Below are 15,759 nucleotides of genomic sequence, written 5' to 3' on the forward strand. Positions count from 1 at the left end.
CCCTTGGCGCAATCCCATCACGGCAGATCCATGCCGCCGCGAGTGGCCTGCACGTCCTTATCATGTCGGAGCCTTCCATCGCGCGCCGCAACGGACGGCGGCGGTGACGGCGGTCTCCTGGTGCGCTCAGGTGACAGTCTAGCGGTTCGGGGCATGGCTGTCGCCGTCAACACGCGGCGGCCTAGAGTGCGCTGTAGACGGAGTCGATCAGGCGGGTGTGCCGGGTGATCGCGTCGTCGCCTGAACCCAGCATGCGGTTCATCACAAACGCCACGCCGAGGCTGGCCTCGGGATCGGCAAAAGCGAAGGCGCCGCCCCAGCCGGTATGACCGAAGGCTTTCAGACTGGGTCCAAACGCGCCGGTATCGTCGCCCAGCCGGAAACCGGCGGCAAACGCGGTCGGCAACCCCATGGAAACGTCGGGGCCGCGATACCGTTCGGCCGTGGCGGCGGCCAAGCCGTCTGCAGAAATCAAGTCGCCGCCGCCGGTCGCCAGGGCGCCGTAAAGTCTGGCGAGCGACCGCGCATCGGCCTGACCGTTGCCGGCGGGGATGTCGGCGGCCCGCCAGGCCCGCTCGTTCGGCGTCAACGCGGTGACGGTGGGGTTCTCCATGGCGTGGGGGTAACCGTTTTCCTTGATGTCCGCGAGCCAGTCGCTGGCATCGTCGCTCGCCACCAGTTCGGCCACGCGGTGGTCTTCGCTCTCCGGCAGGCCGACAAAGAACGCCATCTCCAACGGCCCGGCGATCTCCTCGGCGATGAAACGTCCGGGCATGCGGCCGTCGGCCCGGCGCAGTACTTCGCCCGCCAGATGTCCATAGGTCATCGCGTGATAGGCGCAACGGCTGCCCGGCGGCCACAAGGGCGCCATCTCGGCAAGCGCCTCGACCACGGGAAACCAAGCGTAGACACCATCGATATCCATCGCCCGGTCGAGGCCATTGAGACCGGCGCGATGCGACATCACGAGGTCGAGGGTGATGTCGTCCTTGCCGTTTGCCGCAAACTCGGGCCAGACGCCAGCAATCGGCGCGTCATAGGCAAGCTGGCCGCGCTCGACCGCCATGGCGATGGCGAGCGCCATGACGCCCTTGGTGGTCGACCAGACATTGACCAGTGTGTCGCGCGCCCACGGCCGCGTACGCGCCGCGTCGGCATAGCCGCCATAGAGATCAACGACCAGGCTTCCATCGTGGACGACCGCAAAGGCAGCACCCAGGTCGTGGCCGTCCGCCAGGTTGACTGCCATCGACTCGCGGCAGGCTTTGAACGCGTCGTCGCAGGTGCCTTCGACGTTCATCGTAGATGTCTCCCGGTCCGGTTTCGGCGTGCGCAACCCAGTCTCTAGACACTCGATGGCCAGCCCGGCAAGACGTATTGTCCTTCCGACTCCATACAGGGTTCAGCGGAGATTGCGCCATGACACCGCGTGAGGTCGTCGAAGAGTGGGTGAAACGATTCAATGCTGCCGATGTGGCTGGCCTAGCGGCGCTCTATCACGATGACGCGGTCAACCATCAGGTCACGCAGGAGCCGGTCGAAGGGCGTCGCGCCATCGAGGCAATGTTCGCGTGTGAGTTCGCGACGGCCGAGATGACCTGTATCCCCGAGACCCTTCATGAAGCCGGTGACGTGGCCATTCTAGAATGGCGCGATCCCCTGGGTTTGCGCGGCTGCGGTTTTTTCACCGTTCGCGACGGGCGGATCGACTTTCAGCGTGGCTACTGGGACAAGCTGTCGTTTCTGAAACTCCACAACCTGCCGATCACGTAACCGGACAGGCCGGAGCCGACGTCATGCCGCTCTTCACCGTCGAAGCCCGTGATGGACGCGCCTATCGCATCGAAGCCGAGACCGCCGAGGCGGCGCGCCGCGAGGTCGCCGACGCCAAACGTTTGCCGCTTAGAGTGCTCGACGCCCGGCCGGCCGAGCGCCACCGCTCTGAGTGGAGCGTGCGGATCTTCCTGGCTGTCATCGCTGCATTCACGGCTCTTGGTTTGATCCTGGCGCTGCTTTAGGGCCCGGGTCTTGTCTGTCGAACGTATGGATGCGTTGTTCGGCACCTCATCATGTTTACATCGAGCAAGATAGGTTCAATTCGAACCGAACTTGCTCTAGGGCTGGTCGCCGGATCACATCAGGTTCACATCAACCGGGGAGGTAGCGATGGAGAAGGTCGCCATGGTGACGGGCGCGGGCAGCGGTATTGGCCGCGCCGCCACACGGGCGCTGGCACAGCAGGGGTTCAACATGGTGCTGGTAGGGCGCCGGCCGGAGGCGCTCGACGCAACCGCCAACGAGATCGAAGCCGCAGGCGTTCGATGCCTGGCGGTGCCCACCGATGTCGGCAAGCCCGACTCCGTCCGCGCGTTGTTCGATAAAACGCAAGAGACGTTCGGTCGACTTGACGTGCTCTTCAACAATGCCGGCATGGGTGCAGCCGAGGTCGAGTTTGACGAACTCACTGATGAGGTCTGGCAAGCCGTCGTCGACGTCAACCTGACAGGTTCGTTCCTGTGCGCGCGCCATGCCTTCGGCATGATGAAACGCCAGACGCCGATGGGCGGGCGAATCATCAACAACGGCTCGATCTCGGCGGACCGGCCGCGACCCATGTCGGCGGCCTATACAGCGACGAAACACGCGATCACCGGTTTGACCAAATCGATCGCGCTGGACGGGCGTCCCTACGATATCGCGTGCGGCCAGATCGATATCGGCAACGCGGCGACCGAGATGACGGACGATATGGTCGCCGGCATGCCGCAACCCAATGGCGACATCATGCCGGAGCCGCGCATGGACGTGGAGCATGTGGCCCAAGCGGTGGGCTACATGGCCGGCCTGCCCCTGGCTTCCAACGTCCTCTTCATGACCGTCATGGCGACAAAGATGCCGTTGGTCGGACGGGGCTGACACTGTGTGCCACCAGCAATGACATCCGTTGAGAGGTTCCCATGGCCGAAGCGTGCGTGACCTATGACACCGATGGTTCGATCGCCGTTATCGCCCTGAACCGGCCGGAGAAGCTGAACGCCATCAACGCGGCGGTGCGCGCGGAAGCGAAGGAGGCCTTCTTGCGCGCCGACGAGGATGACGCCGTCTCTGTTGTCGTGCTGCGCGGCGAAGGGCGCAGCTTCTGCGTCGGTTACGACATCGGCGCGGATGAAGTCGGTGACGACGTATCCGACCAGGACGCCCTGCAATGGCAGGCCCTGCTGGACGAATGCCTGGCCTTTGAGATGCTGCCCTGGCATCTCAGTAAGCCGGTTGTTGCATCGGTTCAGGGTCACACGCTGGGCGGCGGCTGCCAGTTCGCCATGTTCTGCGACCTCACGATCTCGGCCGATGACTGCTTGTTCGGTGAGCCGGAGTCGCGCTTCTCCGAACCCGGGCCTGTCGCGGTGATGCCGTGGCTGATCGGCTACAAACGCGCACGCGAGCTGCTCTATTTCGGCGACCTCATTGATGCGAAACGCGCGCTCGATATCGGCATGGTCAACAAGGTGGTGCCGCTCGATGAACTGCAGGATGCCACCATGGCCTACGCGAAACGCCTGAGCCTGATTGGCGCGGAAACGCTCTCGACCATGAAACGCGTGTTGAACCGTGGCGCGGAGGCCGCCGGGTTCGACAATGCCATGCACGGCAGCGTCGAGGGATACGCACCGCTTTATGCCATCCACACCGACATTCGCCGCGAGTTCGAAGCGATTACCCAGAAGGACGGCCTGCGGGCGGCGCTCAAGTGGCGCAAGGCGCAGTTTGACGGTTAGCGTAGATTAGGCCGGCCTGTCCGAAAGGCACTACCTGTCGACATCGCGGGCTCGGTGACAGCGCGACCGAGCGGTGTCACGCCGGCAACCCCGCCTTGCGCAGGCCGCCGCGCAGTAGCTCGACATCCTTCATGCGCCGGTAGACGTGGCGATACTGGAAGTCCCAGTTGATGCGTTCGCTCAGGGCGGTTGCCGGATCACCGGCCCAAAGTGTTTCGAGTTCGCGAACATAGCGGTCGCGATAGGGCGCGACGCTGGACAATCGGCCGGCATGGGCGAAGGCAGCGACGACCACGGTGATGTTCTCGTCGTGCTGATCCTCCGGGATCGACTCGAATGTCGCCGCGGCGGCTTCGGGCTCGCCGGCGAAGAATAGCGCCTCGCCCAGGTCGAACAGGAAGTAATCGGGAAACGTGGTCAGTCGGCGGATGGTTTGTTGCGCCAGCGCCAGCGCTTCGCCAGGCCGCCCCAGATAAACGAGTGCTGTGACCCAACCCATGATGACGTCGCCGTCGTGCGGGTTGATGGCGTACGCGCGCTGCAGGCAGCGCTCTGCCTCAGCATAGTCGCGATCCAGGATGTGACACCAGCCGAGCGCGCGCAGAGTCTGGGCGTCGGTCGGTTCGATGTCGTAGGCCTTCTCGGCAAGCGCATGCGCGCGCCGGAACGTCTCGGTGATCGCTGCGGTGTCGCCGAAACAGGTCAGCGTGGCAAGCCAGCGCGTTGCGTTGGCCAGCATGCCCAGACCAGGTGCGTAGTGCGGGTCGATCGCGATCGCACGTTCGGCGGCGGCCTTGACCGTCATCAGGTTCTTCAGGGTGCGTGCCTGCTGCGAGGCGTGGCGCGCGACGAGGTAGTGATCATAGGCACGCCAATCGCCCGGCATCCGCTGATGCGCCTGGCCGAGTGCCGCGGTCGCGAGTTCGCCCGAGAGCGTGGTGACGATGGTGGCGACGATCTCGTCTTGAATATCGAAGATCTCGGTCAACGTACGATCGTAGCGTTCGGCCCACAGATGATGGCCGTTGGCGGCCTCAATCAACTGGACTGTGATACGGATCCGCTCGCCTATGCGGCGCAGGCTGCCTTCGAGCACGAAGTCGACGCCCAAGGCGTTGCCGACCTCGCTCATGTCGACGTCGTTATCGCGGTAGACGAACGATGCGCCGCGCGACGCAATGGTGATGCACTGCGATCGCGACAACTCGGTGATCAGGTCTTCGACGATGCCGTCGCTGAAGTAACGTTGCTCGGGGTCACCGCCCATGGTGTCGAACGGCAGAACCGCCAGCGACGGTTTTTGCACGGGGCTGGCCGGCATGATGGCCGGCCCGTGGGGGACGTCGTTATCGATGGTGCCGACAAAACGGAAACCGCGCCCTTTGATGGTACGGATAAAGCGCTGGGTCGTGCCGTCGTCACCGATCGCGCGACGCGCGGACTTGACGCGGCTGGTCAGTGCCGTCTCCGACACCGTGCGGCCGTTCCAGACCTTGTCGATGATCTCGCTTTTGCTGACCAGGCGGTCGCGGTTCTCGACCAACAGGATTAGCAGATCCAAGACCTGCGGCTCGACATGGACACGGTCGCCATCACGGCGCACTTCGTAGGCGTCCGTGTCGATCACGCATCCGTCAAAAACGAACTTCATGGCAAATCATCTTTCCGGCGCGCCGCGGCGGCGCTGATCGAGACCATCTAGCGTCCGATCAGGCGGAATGTGCGGGTTATAGCAAGAATCCACGATTTCTCCATGCAATCTCCAGGTTGCCGCCAAGCGGCCTGGGACAAGGCTTCCCATCTACCCGCCATTCGACACGAACCGGCGACCACGACCGGTGTCGGGTCCAACCTCTAAACAGGAGTAGATGGAAATGACTCTTAGAATTGGAAGTTTCGCACCGGACTTTGTTGCCGAGACGACCGAAGGCGAGATCCGCTTTCATGACTGGATCGGCGATTCCTGGGCGGTGCTGTTTTCGCACCCCAAGGACTTCACGCCGGTCTGCTCGACCGAGCTTGGCCATGTCGCCAGCCACAAGGACGAGTTCGACAAACGCGACTGCAAGATCATCGGTCTCAGCGTCGACACGGTCGCCGACCACGAGGGCTGGGCCAACGACATCAAGGATCTAACGGGACATGCGCCGAACTTTCCGATCATCGGAGATCACGGTCTCGATATTGCGAAGCTCTACGACATGCTGCCCGAAGACGCCGGGAAGTCGTCGAAGGGCCGAACAGCCGCCGACAACCAGACGGTTCGTAACGTTTACGTGATCGGTCCCGACAAACGCATCAAACTGATGATCGCCTACCCGATGAGCACAGGCCGCAACTTCGATGAGGTCCTGCGCGTCATCGATTCTCTCCAGCTGACCGCCCGCCATCAGGTGGCGACGCCGGTGAACTGGCAGCCGGGCGAAGACGTCATCATCGTCCCGGCAGTCTCCGACGAGGAAGCCAAGAAAAAGTTCCCCGAAGGCTGGGACGCCAAGAAACCCTACATGCGCGTCGTCGCGCAGCCGGCTTGAACCGGCACTTGGGAGAAGGAGGGAAATCCCATGACACCCTATAGACGCGCCTTCGGTCGTTTGTTCCTTGCCGTCCTTTTGGTGGCGGGCTGGGGCATACGCGCGCCGCTGGCCGACGGCTACGCCAACGGCCACCTGCTGGTCGAGACCGGCGATCTGGCCATCCTGCTCAACGAGCCGGGTCTTGGCGTTACAGACAATCTACGCATCATCGATGTAAGGCCGGCCGAGGACTATGCCGACGGCCATATCCCAGGCGCCATCCATCTGAGCGCCGACGATGTCATCGATCCGTCGAGCCATGTCGACGGCGCGCTTTATGACGCGGCGACGCTGGCGGTCATGCTGGGCGCGCGTGGCATCGACAAAGACAGCCGCGTCATCCTCTATGACGACAACGGCGGTTTTCATGCCTCACGGCTGTTTTGGATGCTGGAATACCTCGGTCACCGCGACGTCGCCGTCCTCAACGGTGGCTGGCCCAAGTGGTTCGGCGAGGGTTATGCGGTCAGCACCGAGACACCCGACGTCCAAAGCGCAACCTTTGCCGTCACGTTGACACCGCGCCGCATTGCGACCGCCGACTGGCTCTTGTCCCATCGCGATGATGACGATGTCGTGGTGATCGATGTCAGGCCGGTTTCCGCTTACGCCAAGGGTCACATTCCCTGGGCGCAGAACATTCCGTGGAAACAGAACCTGACCGACGACGGTGTCATGCGGTCCGCCGACGAGCTGATCGCGCATTTCGCCGCGCATGGCGTTACCGAGGACACGGTGGTCGCGGTCCATTGTCAGAATGGCAAGGCGGCCGGTCACACATACTTTACCCTGCGTTTGCTCGGATTCCCCCAGGTGCGCAGCTACGACCGCTCCTGGGCCGAATGGGGCACGGCGGGCGATCTGCCCGTGGTCGTCGAGGCCGAGGGGTGACGAACGCCACCGGAAGGGATGGGGCCCGGTCCTGTCATGGCGGCCGGGCCCCACCAACCTCGCTCGATAAGAGGACAACACGATGCAGAACCCCTATGAGGCGGCTCGCGCAAGGTCGGCCGCCACCTATAACGCCGCCGCCGATCACTTCGATGATACGCCGCTGGCGTTCTGGGACCGTTACGGGCGCCGCACCGTCGATCGGATCAGTTTGAAGCCGGGCGCTCGCGTGCTCGACGTCGGATGCGGTTCCGGCGCATCAGCCATTCCGGCGGCCGAGAGGGTCGGACCAAGCGGCCGGGTGATCGGCGTCGATGTCGCCGATCGGTTGCTGGACAAGGCGCGTACCAAGGCGCGCTGGCGCGGCCTCGGTCAGGCGACGTTTTGTTACGGCGACATGACCTCGCTCGCCTTCGACGACGAGAGCTTCGATGCGGTCGTCAGTGCCTTCTCGATCTTCTTCGTGCCCGATATCGCGCGCCAGGCAAGCGCGCTATGGCGTCTTGTGCGCCCGGGCGGCACGCTCGCGATAACGACCTGGGCCAGAGGTTTCGTCGAACCGGGCGCGTCGATCTGGTGGCAGAGCATCAGCGAAGTTCGGCCCGACCTCGCCCGCAGCTTCAATCCCTGGGACTCCATCGTCGAGCCGGAGACGCTGCTCGCCATGATGAACAAGGCGGACATCCCCGGTGGCCTGGTCGTCGCCGAAGACGGCCACCAACCGCTGACCTGCCCAGAGGACTGGTGGACCTTGATACTGGGTGCCGGGTTCCGCTGGACCGTCGAGCAGATGACGGCTGCCGAGGTCGAGCGCGTCAAAGAGGTCAACCTCAGCAAGATCCGCGAACGCGCCATCGACAAGGTCACCACCGATGTCCTTTACGCGACAGCGCTCAAACCGCTCTAGCGTACAAGGAAGGGGTCGATTTGGTCCGGCGTGGGCTGGTTGCGGGTCTCAGTTGCAACAATCTTTTCATGTGCGCTTAACCGGATCTGCCTGGAGGCGTAGAGTCGGACTGTGACATCCGAAAGATTGGGGGGTTCCGATGGCGCAGCAGAAACAACCGACGATGACGGCCGCCAACACGCGGCGCATTCTCAATGTTTATGGCGATCTCCCTGACATTAGGGATCGCATGTATGAGCCGGCCCTGGTGAAACTGGATCCCACGGTCGACAACCGGGAGCCCAGGCTGGTTCTTGATCAAGGTCGCGAAGGCGCCTGTACGGGTTTCGGGCTTGCCGCGGTGATCAACCTGCTGAACAAGCGCCGCGGCACGCCCAGCTTCAAGGCAAGCGCGCGGATGCTCTACGAAATGGCCAAGAAGCACGACGCCTGGCCCGGCGAGGACTATGCGGGGTCAAGCTGCCGCGGCGCCATACGCGGCTGGATGAACATGGGCGTGTGCAGCGAACGAAGCTGGCCCTATGCAGCGGGTACCGCCGACAACCGCTTAACCGTCCAGCGCGCGCGCGAGGCGCGCCACAACACGCTCGGCGCCTATTACCGCCTCAGGCCGGAGATCACCGACTACCACGCCGCGATCAATGAAGTCGGTGCCGTCTATGTATCCGCCAAGGTGCACAGCGGCTGGAACCGGCCACGATCGGAGGACGGCAAGAAACTGGCGCTGATCAAGCCAAGCCGCAACGAGACCGGCGGCCACGCCTTCGCCATCGTCGGCTACATGGCCGACGGTTTCATCGTACAGAACTCGTGGGGGCCCGATTGGGGCGATAAGGGGTTTGCGCTCTGGCTCTATGAGGATTGGCTTGCCAGCATCATGGACGGCTGGGTCTTCCGTCTGGCTCTGCCGACGGCGCAGATCTTCAACCTGCAGCCAAGCCGCGAGCAGCTGCCCGGCGCCGCCGAGGAGGCCAAGAGCCCGGCGCCGGAACGCCACGAGATCGCCGGCCACTTCGTCCATTTTGACGACGGCCATTACAAGCCCAAAGGCGACTATTGGAGCAACAGTGACGATGTCCGCCAAACCGCGGAACGTCTGGCGTCGGCGGAAAACGACAAGTACGGCCACCTGATGATCTATGCCCATGGCGGCCTCAACAGCCCGGAAGCCTCGGCGCGACGGGTGCGCGCGCTGAAGGACGGATTCAAGCGCAACGGCATCTATCCCTATCACATCATGTACGACACGGGCCTGGTCGAGGAGGTGAAGGACGTGGTGAAGCGGGCCCTGGGTCTTGCCGAGAAACGGGTGGGCGGCTTCTCCGACTTCTGGGACGGCATCATCGAAGACATGGCGCGAAAGCCGGTCACGCCGATCTGGGAAGAGATGAAGCGCGACGCCCGTTTGCCGTTCGAGGTCGGCGGCGACGGCAGCGATGCGATCACCGCGTTCGCAACGGCACTCGCGGACACGGGCAAGTCGATCCACCTGGTCGGCCACAGCACCGGCGGTATCCTACTCGGCCATCTGCTGGACGCCCTAGACCGCCTGGGGCGTCCCGACATCGTCGCCTCGTGCAGCCTGATGGCGCCGGCCTGCACGATCGACTTCTATAAGGAACACTTCCGGCCGCGGCTCGGCGGCGGCGACGCCGGTCGCGTACGCCTACCGGTCATGAAGGTCTATAACCTGAGCGAGAAGCTGGAAGAGGACGACACGGTCGCCTCGGCCTATCGCAAGTCGTTGCTCTTCCTCGTCTCCCGCGCGCTCGAAAGGTCACGCGAGAAACCGGTCCTGGGCATGCGGGTCTATTCAAAGAGACTGCGCGGCAAGCGGGTGCCGACGTTCATCTATTCCGATGGCGACGGCAAAAAAAGCGCCAGTACGACCCATGGCGGCTTCGACAACGATGCCAACACCATGAACGACATCTTGAAGACGATCGTGGGCGGCAAACCGAAGCAACCGTTCGATGCCGAAGAGTTGACGGGGTTTTAGTCCGCGGTAACCAGTGGCGCGGTTTGGCGCCTACTGTTTCAGCATCATTGGCCGTCAGCCGGGCGCTTGACTCGAAAGCTCTTGACTCTCTCTATATCACTAGATATCTAGATACATAGAGATCCGGTATTCGGTAACGGCAGACCTGTCATCGCGGGAGAAGCGACCATGAAACTGCACATTTCCATGCAGGTTGAAGAGTTCGACAAGGCCGTCGACTTCTATTCGGGACTGTTCGGCCAAGAACCGACCATATCCAAGGACAGCTACGCGAAGTGGGACGTCGACGACCCGAACGTCAACTTCGTCGTCGAAGCCTTGGGCAACGACGTCCGCGTCGACCATTTGGGCATTCAGGCTGAGTCCGAAGACGAGCTGAAAACCATTGCGAACCGCATGCGCGAGTCGGGGCGCCCCTATCTGGATCTGGAAAACACCACCTGCTGCTACGCCAGCATGGAGAAGGCGTGGGTCAAGGGCCCGGCCGGGGAGAAGTGGGAAGCGTTCTTTACGCACGGCCACGATGAGCAGGACTACGGCGAAGACCGCGAACATCTGCTGGACGTGATGTAGGCAAACCCACGACAACCGAGAGCCGGGCATGGCGAACGTTCAAGATAATGGAAGACTGGCGGGCAAGAACGCCGTCATCACCGGCGGCGCCGCCGGCATGGGCCGCGCTGCATCCCTGCTGTTCGCGAAGGAGGGCGCTGCAGTGACCATCCTTGACGTGCAGGCCGATGACGGTCGCGCGACAGTCGCGGACATCGAGCAGAGCGGCGGCCAGGCCACGTTCGTTGAAGCCGATGTGTCCAATGCCGACGACGTCACACACGGTTTCGACGCCGCCGTAGCGACGTTTGGTGAGATAGGCGTTCTTTTCAGTCACGCCGGGACGATCATCGTCCAACCGCTCCACGAGACCGATGAGGCCGACTATGACCGCCTGATGGCGATAAACGCCAAGTCGTCGTTTCTGAGCTGCCGCGAAGCCATTCGGCACTTCTTACGCACCGGTACGCACGGCTCGATCGTTATCACGTCGTCGATCGGTGGCGAGAAGGGGTTCGCCCTGGAGAGCGTCTACTGCGTGTCGAAAGGCGCCGTTCTGCAGCTGGCGCGATCGATCTCCAGCGAGTACCGCACACAGGGCATTCGTTGCAACGCCGTGTGTCCGGGCTTTGTCGAAACGGCGCACGGTCTGCGCGAGATCAAAGAACTGGATGCGCTAGGCGAGACTTGGGAAGACGCGTCGCTTGCTGATTCACAGATTCGAATCTGCGACCCCGATGAAGTGGCAGCTGCTGCCCTGTTCCTGGCGTCGGACGAGGCCAGTTTTGTCAACGGCACAGCGCTTTATGTCGACAACGGCTGGTTTGCCAAAGGTTAGGCCATGACGGTGGAAAGCTTGAAAGCGTTTGTCGCGCAGGCCCGCGACGATAATGAGATCAAGGAAGCGATCCGCACCGCAACCTCGCCGGACGACATCGTGGCGCTGGGTGCAAAGGCCGGTCATCAATTCTCGACCGACGAGTTGATGTCGACCGAGATCGAATTGGCCAAAGACGATGTCTCGTCGATCACAGTTCGGCGCGTAGGCTTCCGCGTGCATCCGTTCGGCAGCAAACATTGGTTCGGCTGGAAGTAGGCGTTTGCGCGCTGCACTGCCTGTCCGGGCCGCGATCTTGAACACCATTGATAAGCAGAGGTCTCCACAAATGTCATTTCTGTCCCAGCACTTCCCTGCGTTCACCAGTGCGCTCAGCGAACTCGACAAGGTCTATGACGAACACCGGACTATCGACGACAAGACGGATGAGCTGATCCGCTTCGCTCTGTCGGTCAAGGCGCGATCGCAGCCTTGTGTGCTCAAGCATTTCAAAGGCGCGATTGATGCCGGCGCGAACGAGTATGACCTCGCCTATATCCTGGCGCTGGTGATGCGAGAAGCGGCGGGCGCGGACGACTGCTGGACGCATGACGTCATTGGCGATTGGAGCGAGGTTATCTCCGGCAAACGCGGCTGTGGCTGCGGTTAGGGACTGAGGCAATGGGTGCTCTGGCTGACCAATGGGCGAAGCTGCGCCACCTGTCGACCCGCGACGACGAGCTCTCCCTTGAAGAGGCCGCGCAGGCGTTTGCGGCCGCAGGCTCGGAGCCGCGGCTGGAGGTCCTAAGAGACCTTATCCGCGCCGGCGAGGACGGTTTGTCAATCGGCGTCATCCAAAACCGACTGGGCATGCCAGGCTCGACGCTGTCGCACCACCTGCGCTTCTTAACGTCCGCAGGATTGGTCGAGCAGGAGAAGTCGGGCCGCACGGTTGTCAACCGCGCCAACTTCGCCCGTATCGAATCACTCGCCGCGTTTCTGCTTCACGAGTGTTGCTTCGAGGATCCCGCCTACGCGCCCGACGATACGGAAGGTGCGCGCTACGGCTGCGCACCGAAAAAATCGAAGAACTCATAGATGGCCTTGCCCGTCGTCATCATCAGCAAAGAGAGGACCGTGACATGAAACGAATCCACATGGGTGTTGTCGTTGAAGACTTCGATAAGTCGCTCAAGTTTTACACCGATTTCTTTGATGCCGAACCGACGCTGCTGAAGGACGGCTACGCGCGCTGGATGCTTGATGATCCGCGCGTCAACTTTAACATCAATGTGCAGGGTCCTGCCCCGGGGATCGATCATGTCGGTATCCAGGTTGAGAGCGACACCGATGTTGCTGAAGCCGGCGCGCGTCTGCGCGATGCAGGCTATCTGGCCAAGGACGATAACGAATCCAATTGCGGTTACGCCGAGCAGACCAAGGTTTGGGTCTCCGATCCGCAAGGCGTCGTGTGGGAGACCTTTCACTCGAAGAAGCCGCTTGAGGATTACGGCGAGAACGATCTGCCGGACGAACTCATCAGCGAACTGCGCACCGGAGCCGGCGCGACGGCGAGCTAGACGCCGTCGATGGTTGAACGCGTGGCGTCGACTGCGGCGCCCCCCATGGCCTGACCGCCGCGCGGGGCGGCGTGACGGCGTACGGGATTTGTGACCCGTGAAAGCGCAACGCAGCGGGCCAGCCTCGCTCGCAACCATCGGGTTGCTGCTGTTGATGGGGGCGGCCTGGGGGCTCGAGTTCTCGATGCTGAAGCTTGCCGCCGAGGCTGGTTTTCCCGGTACCGGCGTGTTGCTGATCACCCTTGCCCTTGTCGCCCTCGTCTTTTCGGCGATCGTCACGATCCAGCGAACATGGTTTCGGCCGACACGCGAGGTCGTCGTATTTCTGTTCGTGATCGCGATGCTGGGCTACGTGCTGCCGCTCCTGGCGGCACTGTGGGCTGCGCCCTATGTGCCCGCGGGCATCATGACGTTAATCGCGTCGTTCACACCGGTTGTGTCGGTGGCGTGTGCGCTGGCGTTGCGCAGCGAGCACGTCTCCTGGCGGCGCGCGACCGCCGTCCTGCTGGGCATGGCCGCCGCCCTGTTGGTTCTGGTGCCGGAGAGCCAGCTGCCGCAATGGGGCAACGTCATCTGGTTGCTGGTCGTCTTTGTTGTGCCGCTCACCTATGGCATCGAGTCCGTCTACGTCTCGGTCGCATGGCCGAAGAACCTGACACCCATGCAGGTCGCGGCCGGTCAGTCGGTCGTCGCGCTGCTCACGATGCTGCCGATTCACCTCGTCCTCGGCGAACCCATACCGTGGGACCCCGAATGGCCGATCGGCCAACTCGCCATCCTGGTTGTCGCCGCCTGCCTGCTCGTCGAGGTGTTGCTCTACTTCCTCATTATCAGCCGCACCGGCGGCGTGCTTGTGAACTTCAGCCTCTATATCTCGCTCTTCGCCGGCATTGCCTGGGGCTGGGTCATCTTCGGCGAGCGGCACGACGCCCATGTCTGGATCGCCGTCGTGGCGCTGGCCGTCGGGCTCACGTTCACGCTGCCGCCACGCAAGAAGAAGCCTGCGCCGTGACGGCGCCCAAACCGCTCTACCGCTCCTGCACAATACGCCGGTAGCTGAGCGCTTCGGCCAGATGCACGCGGCCGACCCGATCGGCGCCGGCCAGGTCGGCGATGGTGCGCGCGACGCGCAGGACGCGGTGGTAGCCGCGCGCGGATAGGCGCAGGCGGTCGGTGGCCTCGCTCAAGAGCTGCTGGCCCGCGTCGTCGGGCTTGGCGGCAGCTTCCAACACTTGACCGTCGGCGCGCGCGTTGACGCGGACCTCCGGTGTGTCGGCGTAACGGCTGGCCTGAATGGCGCGCGCGGCGGCGACGCGGCGGGCGACCTCGGCCGAGCCTTCGGCGGGCGGCGGCAGGGCGAGGTCGGCGGCGGCGACCTCCGCCACCTCGACATAGAGATCGATGCGGTCGAGCATGGGACCGGAGATGCGCGCCTGATACTCAGCGGCGCAACGCGGCCCGCGCGTGCAGTTGATGCCGGTGCCGCAGCGGCAGGGGTTCATGGCGGCGATCAGCTGGAACCGCGCGGGGTAGGTGACGTGATGGTTGGCGCGCGCGACCACGCACTGGCCGGTCTCGACCGGCTGGCGCAGCGCGTCCAGGACCTGGCGCTGGAACTCCGGCAGCTCGTCCAGGAACAAAACGCCGTTATGGGCCAGCGCCGCCTCGCCCGGCTTGGCCTTCAAGCCGCCGCCGACCAGCGCCGCCATGCTGGCGGAATGGTGGGGATCGCGGAATGGCCGGCGCCGGCTGACACGCCCGCCCGCCAGTTCACCGGCGACCGAGGCTATCAGGCTGGTTTCCAACGCCTCTTCCGGGGCCAGCGGCGGCAGAATGCCGGCAAGGCGCTGGGCCAGCATCGACTTGCCGGCGCCCGGCGGGCCGATCATCAAGAGGTTGTGGCCGCCGGCAGCCGCAACCTCCAGCGCCCGCTTGGCCGTCTCCTGGCCTTTGACGTCGATGAGGTCGGGGACGTCGACCGTGTCGTCGGCAAGCCGGGGTTCCGGCGGCGCCAGAACCTGGTTGCCCTTGAGGTGATTGACCAGGGCCAGCAGGTGATCGGGCGCGACGACGTCGACGGCCCCTGCCCAGGCGGCTTCCGAGCCGTTGGCTGCCGGGCAGATCAGGTTCTTCTCGACCCGGCCGGCGGCGATGGCGGCGGGCAGCACGCCGGCGACTGGGCTGATCCGCCCATCCAAACCCAGTTCGCCGAGGACCAGATGTTCCTCCGCGGCATCGGCGGGCAAGGCGCCCAGGGCGACCATCAGGCCGACGGCGATGGGCAGATCGTAGTGGCTGCCTTCCTTGACCAGATCGGCCGGCGCCAGGTTGACGGTGATGCGTTTGGGCGGCAGCGCCAACGCGACGGCGCCAAGCGCGGCGCGCACCCTCTCCCGACTCTCCGCGACCGCCTTATCGGCCAGCCCGACGATGGCAAAGGACGGCATGCCGCCGGCAACGGAGACCTGGACCTCCACCGGCACCGCTTGGATGCCCGCCAGGGCCACCGTCGTCACGTGCGCAACCATGACGAGAGGCTAGCGGGTTGCGCGCGCGCGTCCAGCGATTTGATCGCACCCCAGGTCATAGGGGGTAAGCCGACCTTCCTGGGGGAACGGTCACTGAACGTGACCTATAGTGCGCGGCACGATAGGTCTTCGG

General features: G+C 63.7%; 18 protein-coding genes. 15 read left to right on the forward strand and 3 right to left on the reverse strand.

The window, feature by feature from the left end:
- Positions 1–181: 181 nt before the first annotated feature.
- Complete coding sequence (locus AAF563_01990; protein MEM7120016.1) at positions 182–1,300, reverse strand: serine hydrolase domain-containing protein; 1,119 nt, start codon at positions 1,298–1,300, stop codon at positions 182–184.
- 119 nt (positions 1,301–1,419) lie between these two features.
- Here AAF563_01990 and AAF563_01995 point away from each other — a divergent pair, with 119 nt between their 5' ends.
- The 4 genes from AAF563_01995 to AAF563_02010 all read left to right on the forward strand — a co-directional run bounded on the left by AAF563_01995 (position 1,420) and on the right by AAF563_02010 (position 3,776).
- Positions 1,420–1,773 (forward strand): nuclear transport factor 2 family protein, encoded by a 354-nt coding sequence (locus AAF563_01995; protein MEM7120017.1) that lies wholly within the window; start codon positions 1,420–1,422, stop codon positions 1,771–1,773.
- 23 nt (positions 1,774–1,796) lie between these two features.
- On the forward strand, positions 1,797–2,018 hold the full coding sequence (locus AAF563_02000) for a hypothetical protein (protein ID MEM7120018.1): 222 nt from the start codon (positions 1,797–1,799) through the stop codon (positions 2,016–2,018).
- 148 nt (positions 2,019–2,166) lie between these two features.
- On the forward strand, positions 2,167–2,916 hold the full coding sequence (locus AAF563_02005; protein ID MEM7120019.1) for an SDR family oxidoreductase: 750 nt from the start codon (positions 2,167–2,169) through the stop codon (positions 2,914–2,916).
- 41 nt (positions 2,917–2,957) lie between these two features.
- Positions 2,958–3,776 carry an enoyl-CoA hydratase/isomerase family protein gene (locus tag AAF563_02010; GenBank protein MEM7120020.1) on the forward strand — a complete coding sequence of 273 codons (819 nt, stop codon included), beginning with the start codon at positions 2,958–2,960 and terminating at the stop codon, positions 3,774–3,776.
- Between the two features lie 76 nt (positions 3,777–3,852).
- Here AAF563_02010 and AAF563_02015 read toward each other — a convergent pair whose 3' ends face one another.
- Entirely contained in the window at positions 3,853–5,427 is a 1,575-nt protein-coding gene (locus AAF563_02015; protein MEM7120021.1) for a winged helix-turn-helix domain-containing protein, read from the reverse strand.
- Between the two features lie 223 nt (positions 5,428–5,650).
- Here AAF563_02015 and AAF563_02020 point away from each other — a divergent pair, with 223 nt between their 5' ends.
- The 11 genes from AAF563_02020 to AAF563_02070 all read left to right on the forward strand — a co-directional run bounded on the left by AAF563_02020 (position 5,651) and on the right by AAF563_02070 (position 14,110).
- Positions 5,651–6,310: a peroxiredoxin gene (locus AAF563_02020; GenBank protein MEM7120022.1), complete on the forward strand. Its 660-nt coding sequence runs from the start codon at positions 5,651–5,653 to the stop codon at positions 6,308–6,310.
- A gap of 30 nt (positions 6,311–6,340) precedes the next feature.
- Positions 6,341–7,243, forward strand: coding sequence for a sulfurtransferase (locus AAF563_02025; GenBank protein MEM7120023.1), 903 nt, complete (start codon positions 6,341–6,343; stop codon positions 7,241–7,243).
- Positions 7,244–7,325: 82 nt separating this feature from the next.
- Entirely contained in the window at positions 7,326–8,150 is an 825-nt protein-coding gene (locus AAF563_02030; protein MEM7120024.1) for a methyltransferase domain-containing protein, read from the forward strand.
- A gap of 139 nt (positions 8,151–8,289) precedes the next feature.
- Complete coding sequence (locus tag AAF563_02035; GenBank protein MEM7120025.1) at positions 8,290–10,149, forward strand: C1 family peptidase; 1,860 nt, start codon at positions 8,290–8,292, stop codon at positions 10,147–10,149.
- A 168-nt stretch (positions 10,150–10,317) separates the two neighbouring features.
- Entirely contained in the window at positions 10,318–10,722 is a 405-nt protein-coding gene (locus tag AAF563_02040; protein ID MEM7120026.1) for an ArsI/CadI family heavy metal resistance metalloenzyme, read from the forward strand.
- Positions 10,723–10,750: 28 nt separating this feature from the next.
- On the forward strand, positions 10,751–11,539 hold the full coding sequence (locus tag AAF563_02045) for an SDR family oxidoreductase (GenBank protein ID MEM7120027.1): 789 nt from the start codon (positions 10,751–10,753) through the stop codon (positions 11,537–11,539).
- Between the two features lie 3 nt (positions 11,540–11,542).
- Positions 11,543–11,797 carry a Nif11-like leader peptide family RiPP precursor gene (locus tag AAF563_02050; GenBank protein MEM7120028.1) on the forward strand — a complete coding sequence of 85 codons (255 nt, stop codon included), beginning with the start codon at positions 11,543–11,545 and terminating at the stop codon, positions 11,795–11,797.
- A gap of 70 nt (positions 11,798–11,867) precedes the next feature.
- Complete coding sequence (locus tag AAF563_02055; protein MEM7120029.1) at positions 11,868–12,188, forward strand: carboxymuconolactone decarboxylase family protein; 321 nt, start codon at positions 11,868–11,870, stop codon at positions 12,186–12,188.
- 11 nt (positions 12,189–12,199) lie between these two features.
- Complete coding sequence (locus tag AAF563_02060; GenBank protein MEM7120030.1) at positions 12,200–12,616, forward strand: metalloregulator ArsR/SmtB family transcription factor; 417 nt, start codon at positions 12,200–12,202, stop codon at positions 12,614–12,616.
- A gap of 44 nt (positions 12,617–12,660) precedes the next feature.
- Positions 12,661–13,098: a VOC family protein gene (locus AAF563_02065; protein ID MEM7120031.1), complete on the forward strand. Its 438-nt coding sequence runs from the start codon at positions 12,661–12,663 to the stop codon at positions 13,096–13,098.
- A gap of 97 nt (positions 13,099–13,195) precedes the next feature.
- Positions 13,196–14,110 (forward strand): DMT family transporter, encoded by a 915-nt coding sequence (locus AAF563_02070; GenBank protein MEM7120032.1) that lies wholly within the window; start codon positions 13,196–13,198, stop codon positions 14,108–14,110.
- 16 nt (positions 14,111–14,126) lie between these two features.
- Here the strand turns inward: AAF563_02070 and AAF563_02075 are convergent, their stop codons facing one another.
- The gene (locus tag AAF563_02075; GenBank protein ID MEM7120033.1) at positions 14,127–15,626 is read right to left on the reverse strand and encodes a YifB family Mg chelatase-like AAA ATPase; all 1,500 of its coding nucleotides are present in this window, start codon (positions 15,624–15,626) and stop codon (positions 14,127–14,129) included.
- Positions 15,627–15,759: the final 133 nt, after the last annotated feature.

It is taken from the genome of Pseudomonadota bacterium, assembly GCA_039028155.1.
Taxonomy (GTDB): Bacteria; Pseudomonadota; Alphaproteobacteria; order SP197; family SP197; genus JANQGO01.

What these genes read in the sequence shown, in the direction of transcription:
- AAF563_02075 (MEM7120033.1), bottom strand. Translation starts at nt 15,626, where the DNA reads ATGGTTGCGCACGTGACGACGGTGGCCCTGGCGGGCATCCAAGCGGTG.
- AAF563_02040 (MEM7120026.1), top strand. Translation starts at nt 10,318, where the DNA reads ATGAAACTGCACATTTCCATGCAGGTTGAAGAGTTCGACAAGGCCGTC.
- AAF563_02015 (MEM7120021.1), bottom strand. Translation starts at nt 5,427, where the DNA reads ATGAAGTTCGTTTTTGACGGATGCGTGATCGACACGGACGCCTACGAA.
- AAF563_02055 (MEM7120029.1), top strand. Translation starts at nt 11,868, where the DNA reads ATGTCATTTCTGTCCCAGCACTTCCCTGCGTTCACCAGTGCGCTCAGC.
- AAF563_02065 (MEM7120031.1), top strand. Translation starts at nt 12,661, where the DNA reads ATGAAACGAATCCACATGGGTGTTGTCGTTGAAGACTTCGATAAGTCG.
- AAF563_02025 (MEM7120023.1), top strand. Translation starts at nt 6,341, where the DNA reads ATGACACCCTATAGACGCGCCTTCGGTCGTTTGTTCCTTGCCGTCCTT.
- AAF563_02030 (MEM7120024.1), top strand. Translation starts at nt 7,326, where the DNA reads ATGCAGAACCCCTATGAGGCGGCTCGCGCAAGGTCGGCCGCCACCTAT.
- AAF563_02000 (MEM7120018.1), top strand. Translation starts at nt 1,797, where the DNA reads ATGCCGCTCTTCACCGTCGAAGCCCGTGATGGACGCGCCTATCGCATC.
- AAF563_01995 (MEM7120017.1), top strand. Translation starts at nt 1,420, where the DNA reads ATGACACCGCGTGAGGTCGTCGAAGAGTGGGTGAAACGATTCAATGCT.
- AAF563_02060 (MEM7120030.1), top strand. Translation starts at nt 12,200, where the DNA reads ATGGGTGCTCTGGCTGACCAATGGGCGAAGCTGCGCCACCTGTCGACC.
- AAF563_02020 (MEM7120022.1), top strand. Translation starts at nt 5,651, where the DNA reads ATGACTCTTAGAATTGGAAGTTTCGCACCGGACTTTGTTGCCGAGACG.
- AAF563_01990 (MEM7120016.1), bottom strand. Translation starts at nt 1,300, where the DNA reads ATGAACGTCGAAGGCACCTGCGACGACGCGTTCAAAGCCTGCCGCGAG.
- AAF563_02050 (MEM7120028.1), top strand. Translation starts at nt 11,543, where the DNA reads ATGACGGTGGAAAGCTTGAAAGCGTTTGTCGCGCAGGCCCGCGACGAT.
- AAF563_02035 (MEM7120025.1), top strand. Translation starts at nt 8,290, where the DNA reads ATGGCGCAGCAGAAACAACCGACGATGACGGCCGCCAACACGCGGCGC.
- AAF563_02045 (MEM7120027.1), top strand. Translation starts at nt 10,751, where the DNA reads ATGGCGAACGTTCAAGATAATGGAAGACTGGCGGGCAAGAACGCCGTC.
- AAF563_02005 (MEM7120019.1), top strand. Translation starts at nt 2,167, where the DNA reads ATGGAGAAGGTCGCCATGGTGACGGGCGCGGGCAGCGGTATTGGCCGC.
- AAF563_02010 (MEM7120020.1), top strand. Translation starts at nt 2,958, where the DNA reads ATGGCCGAAGCGTGCGTGACCTATGACACCGATGGTTCGATCGCCGTT.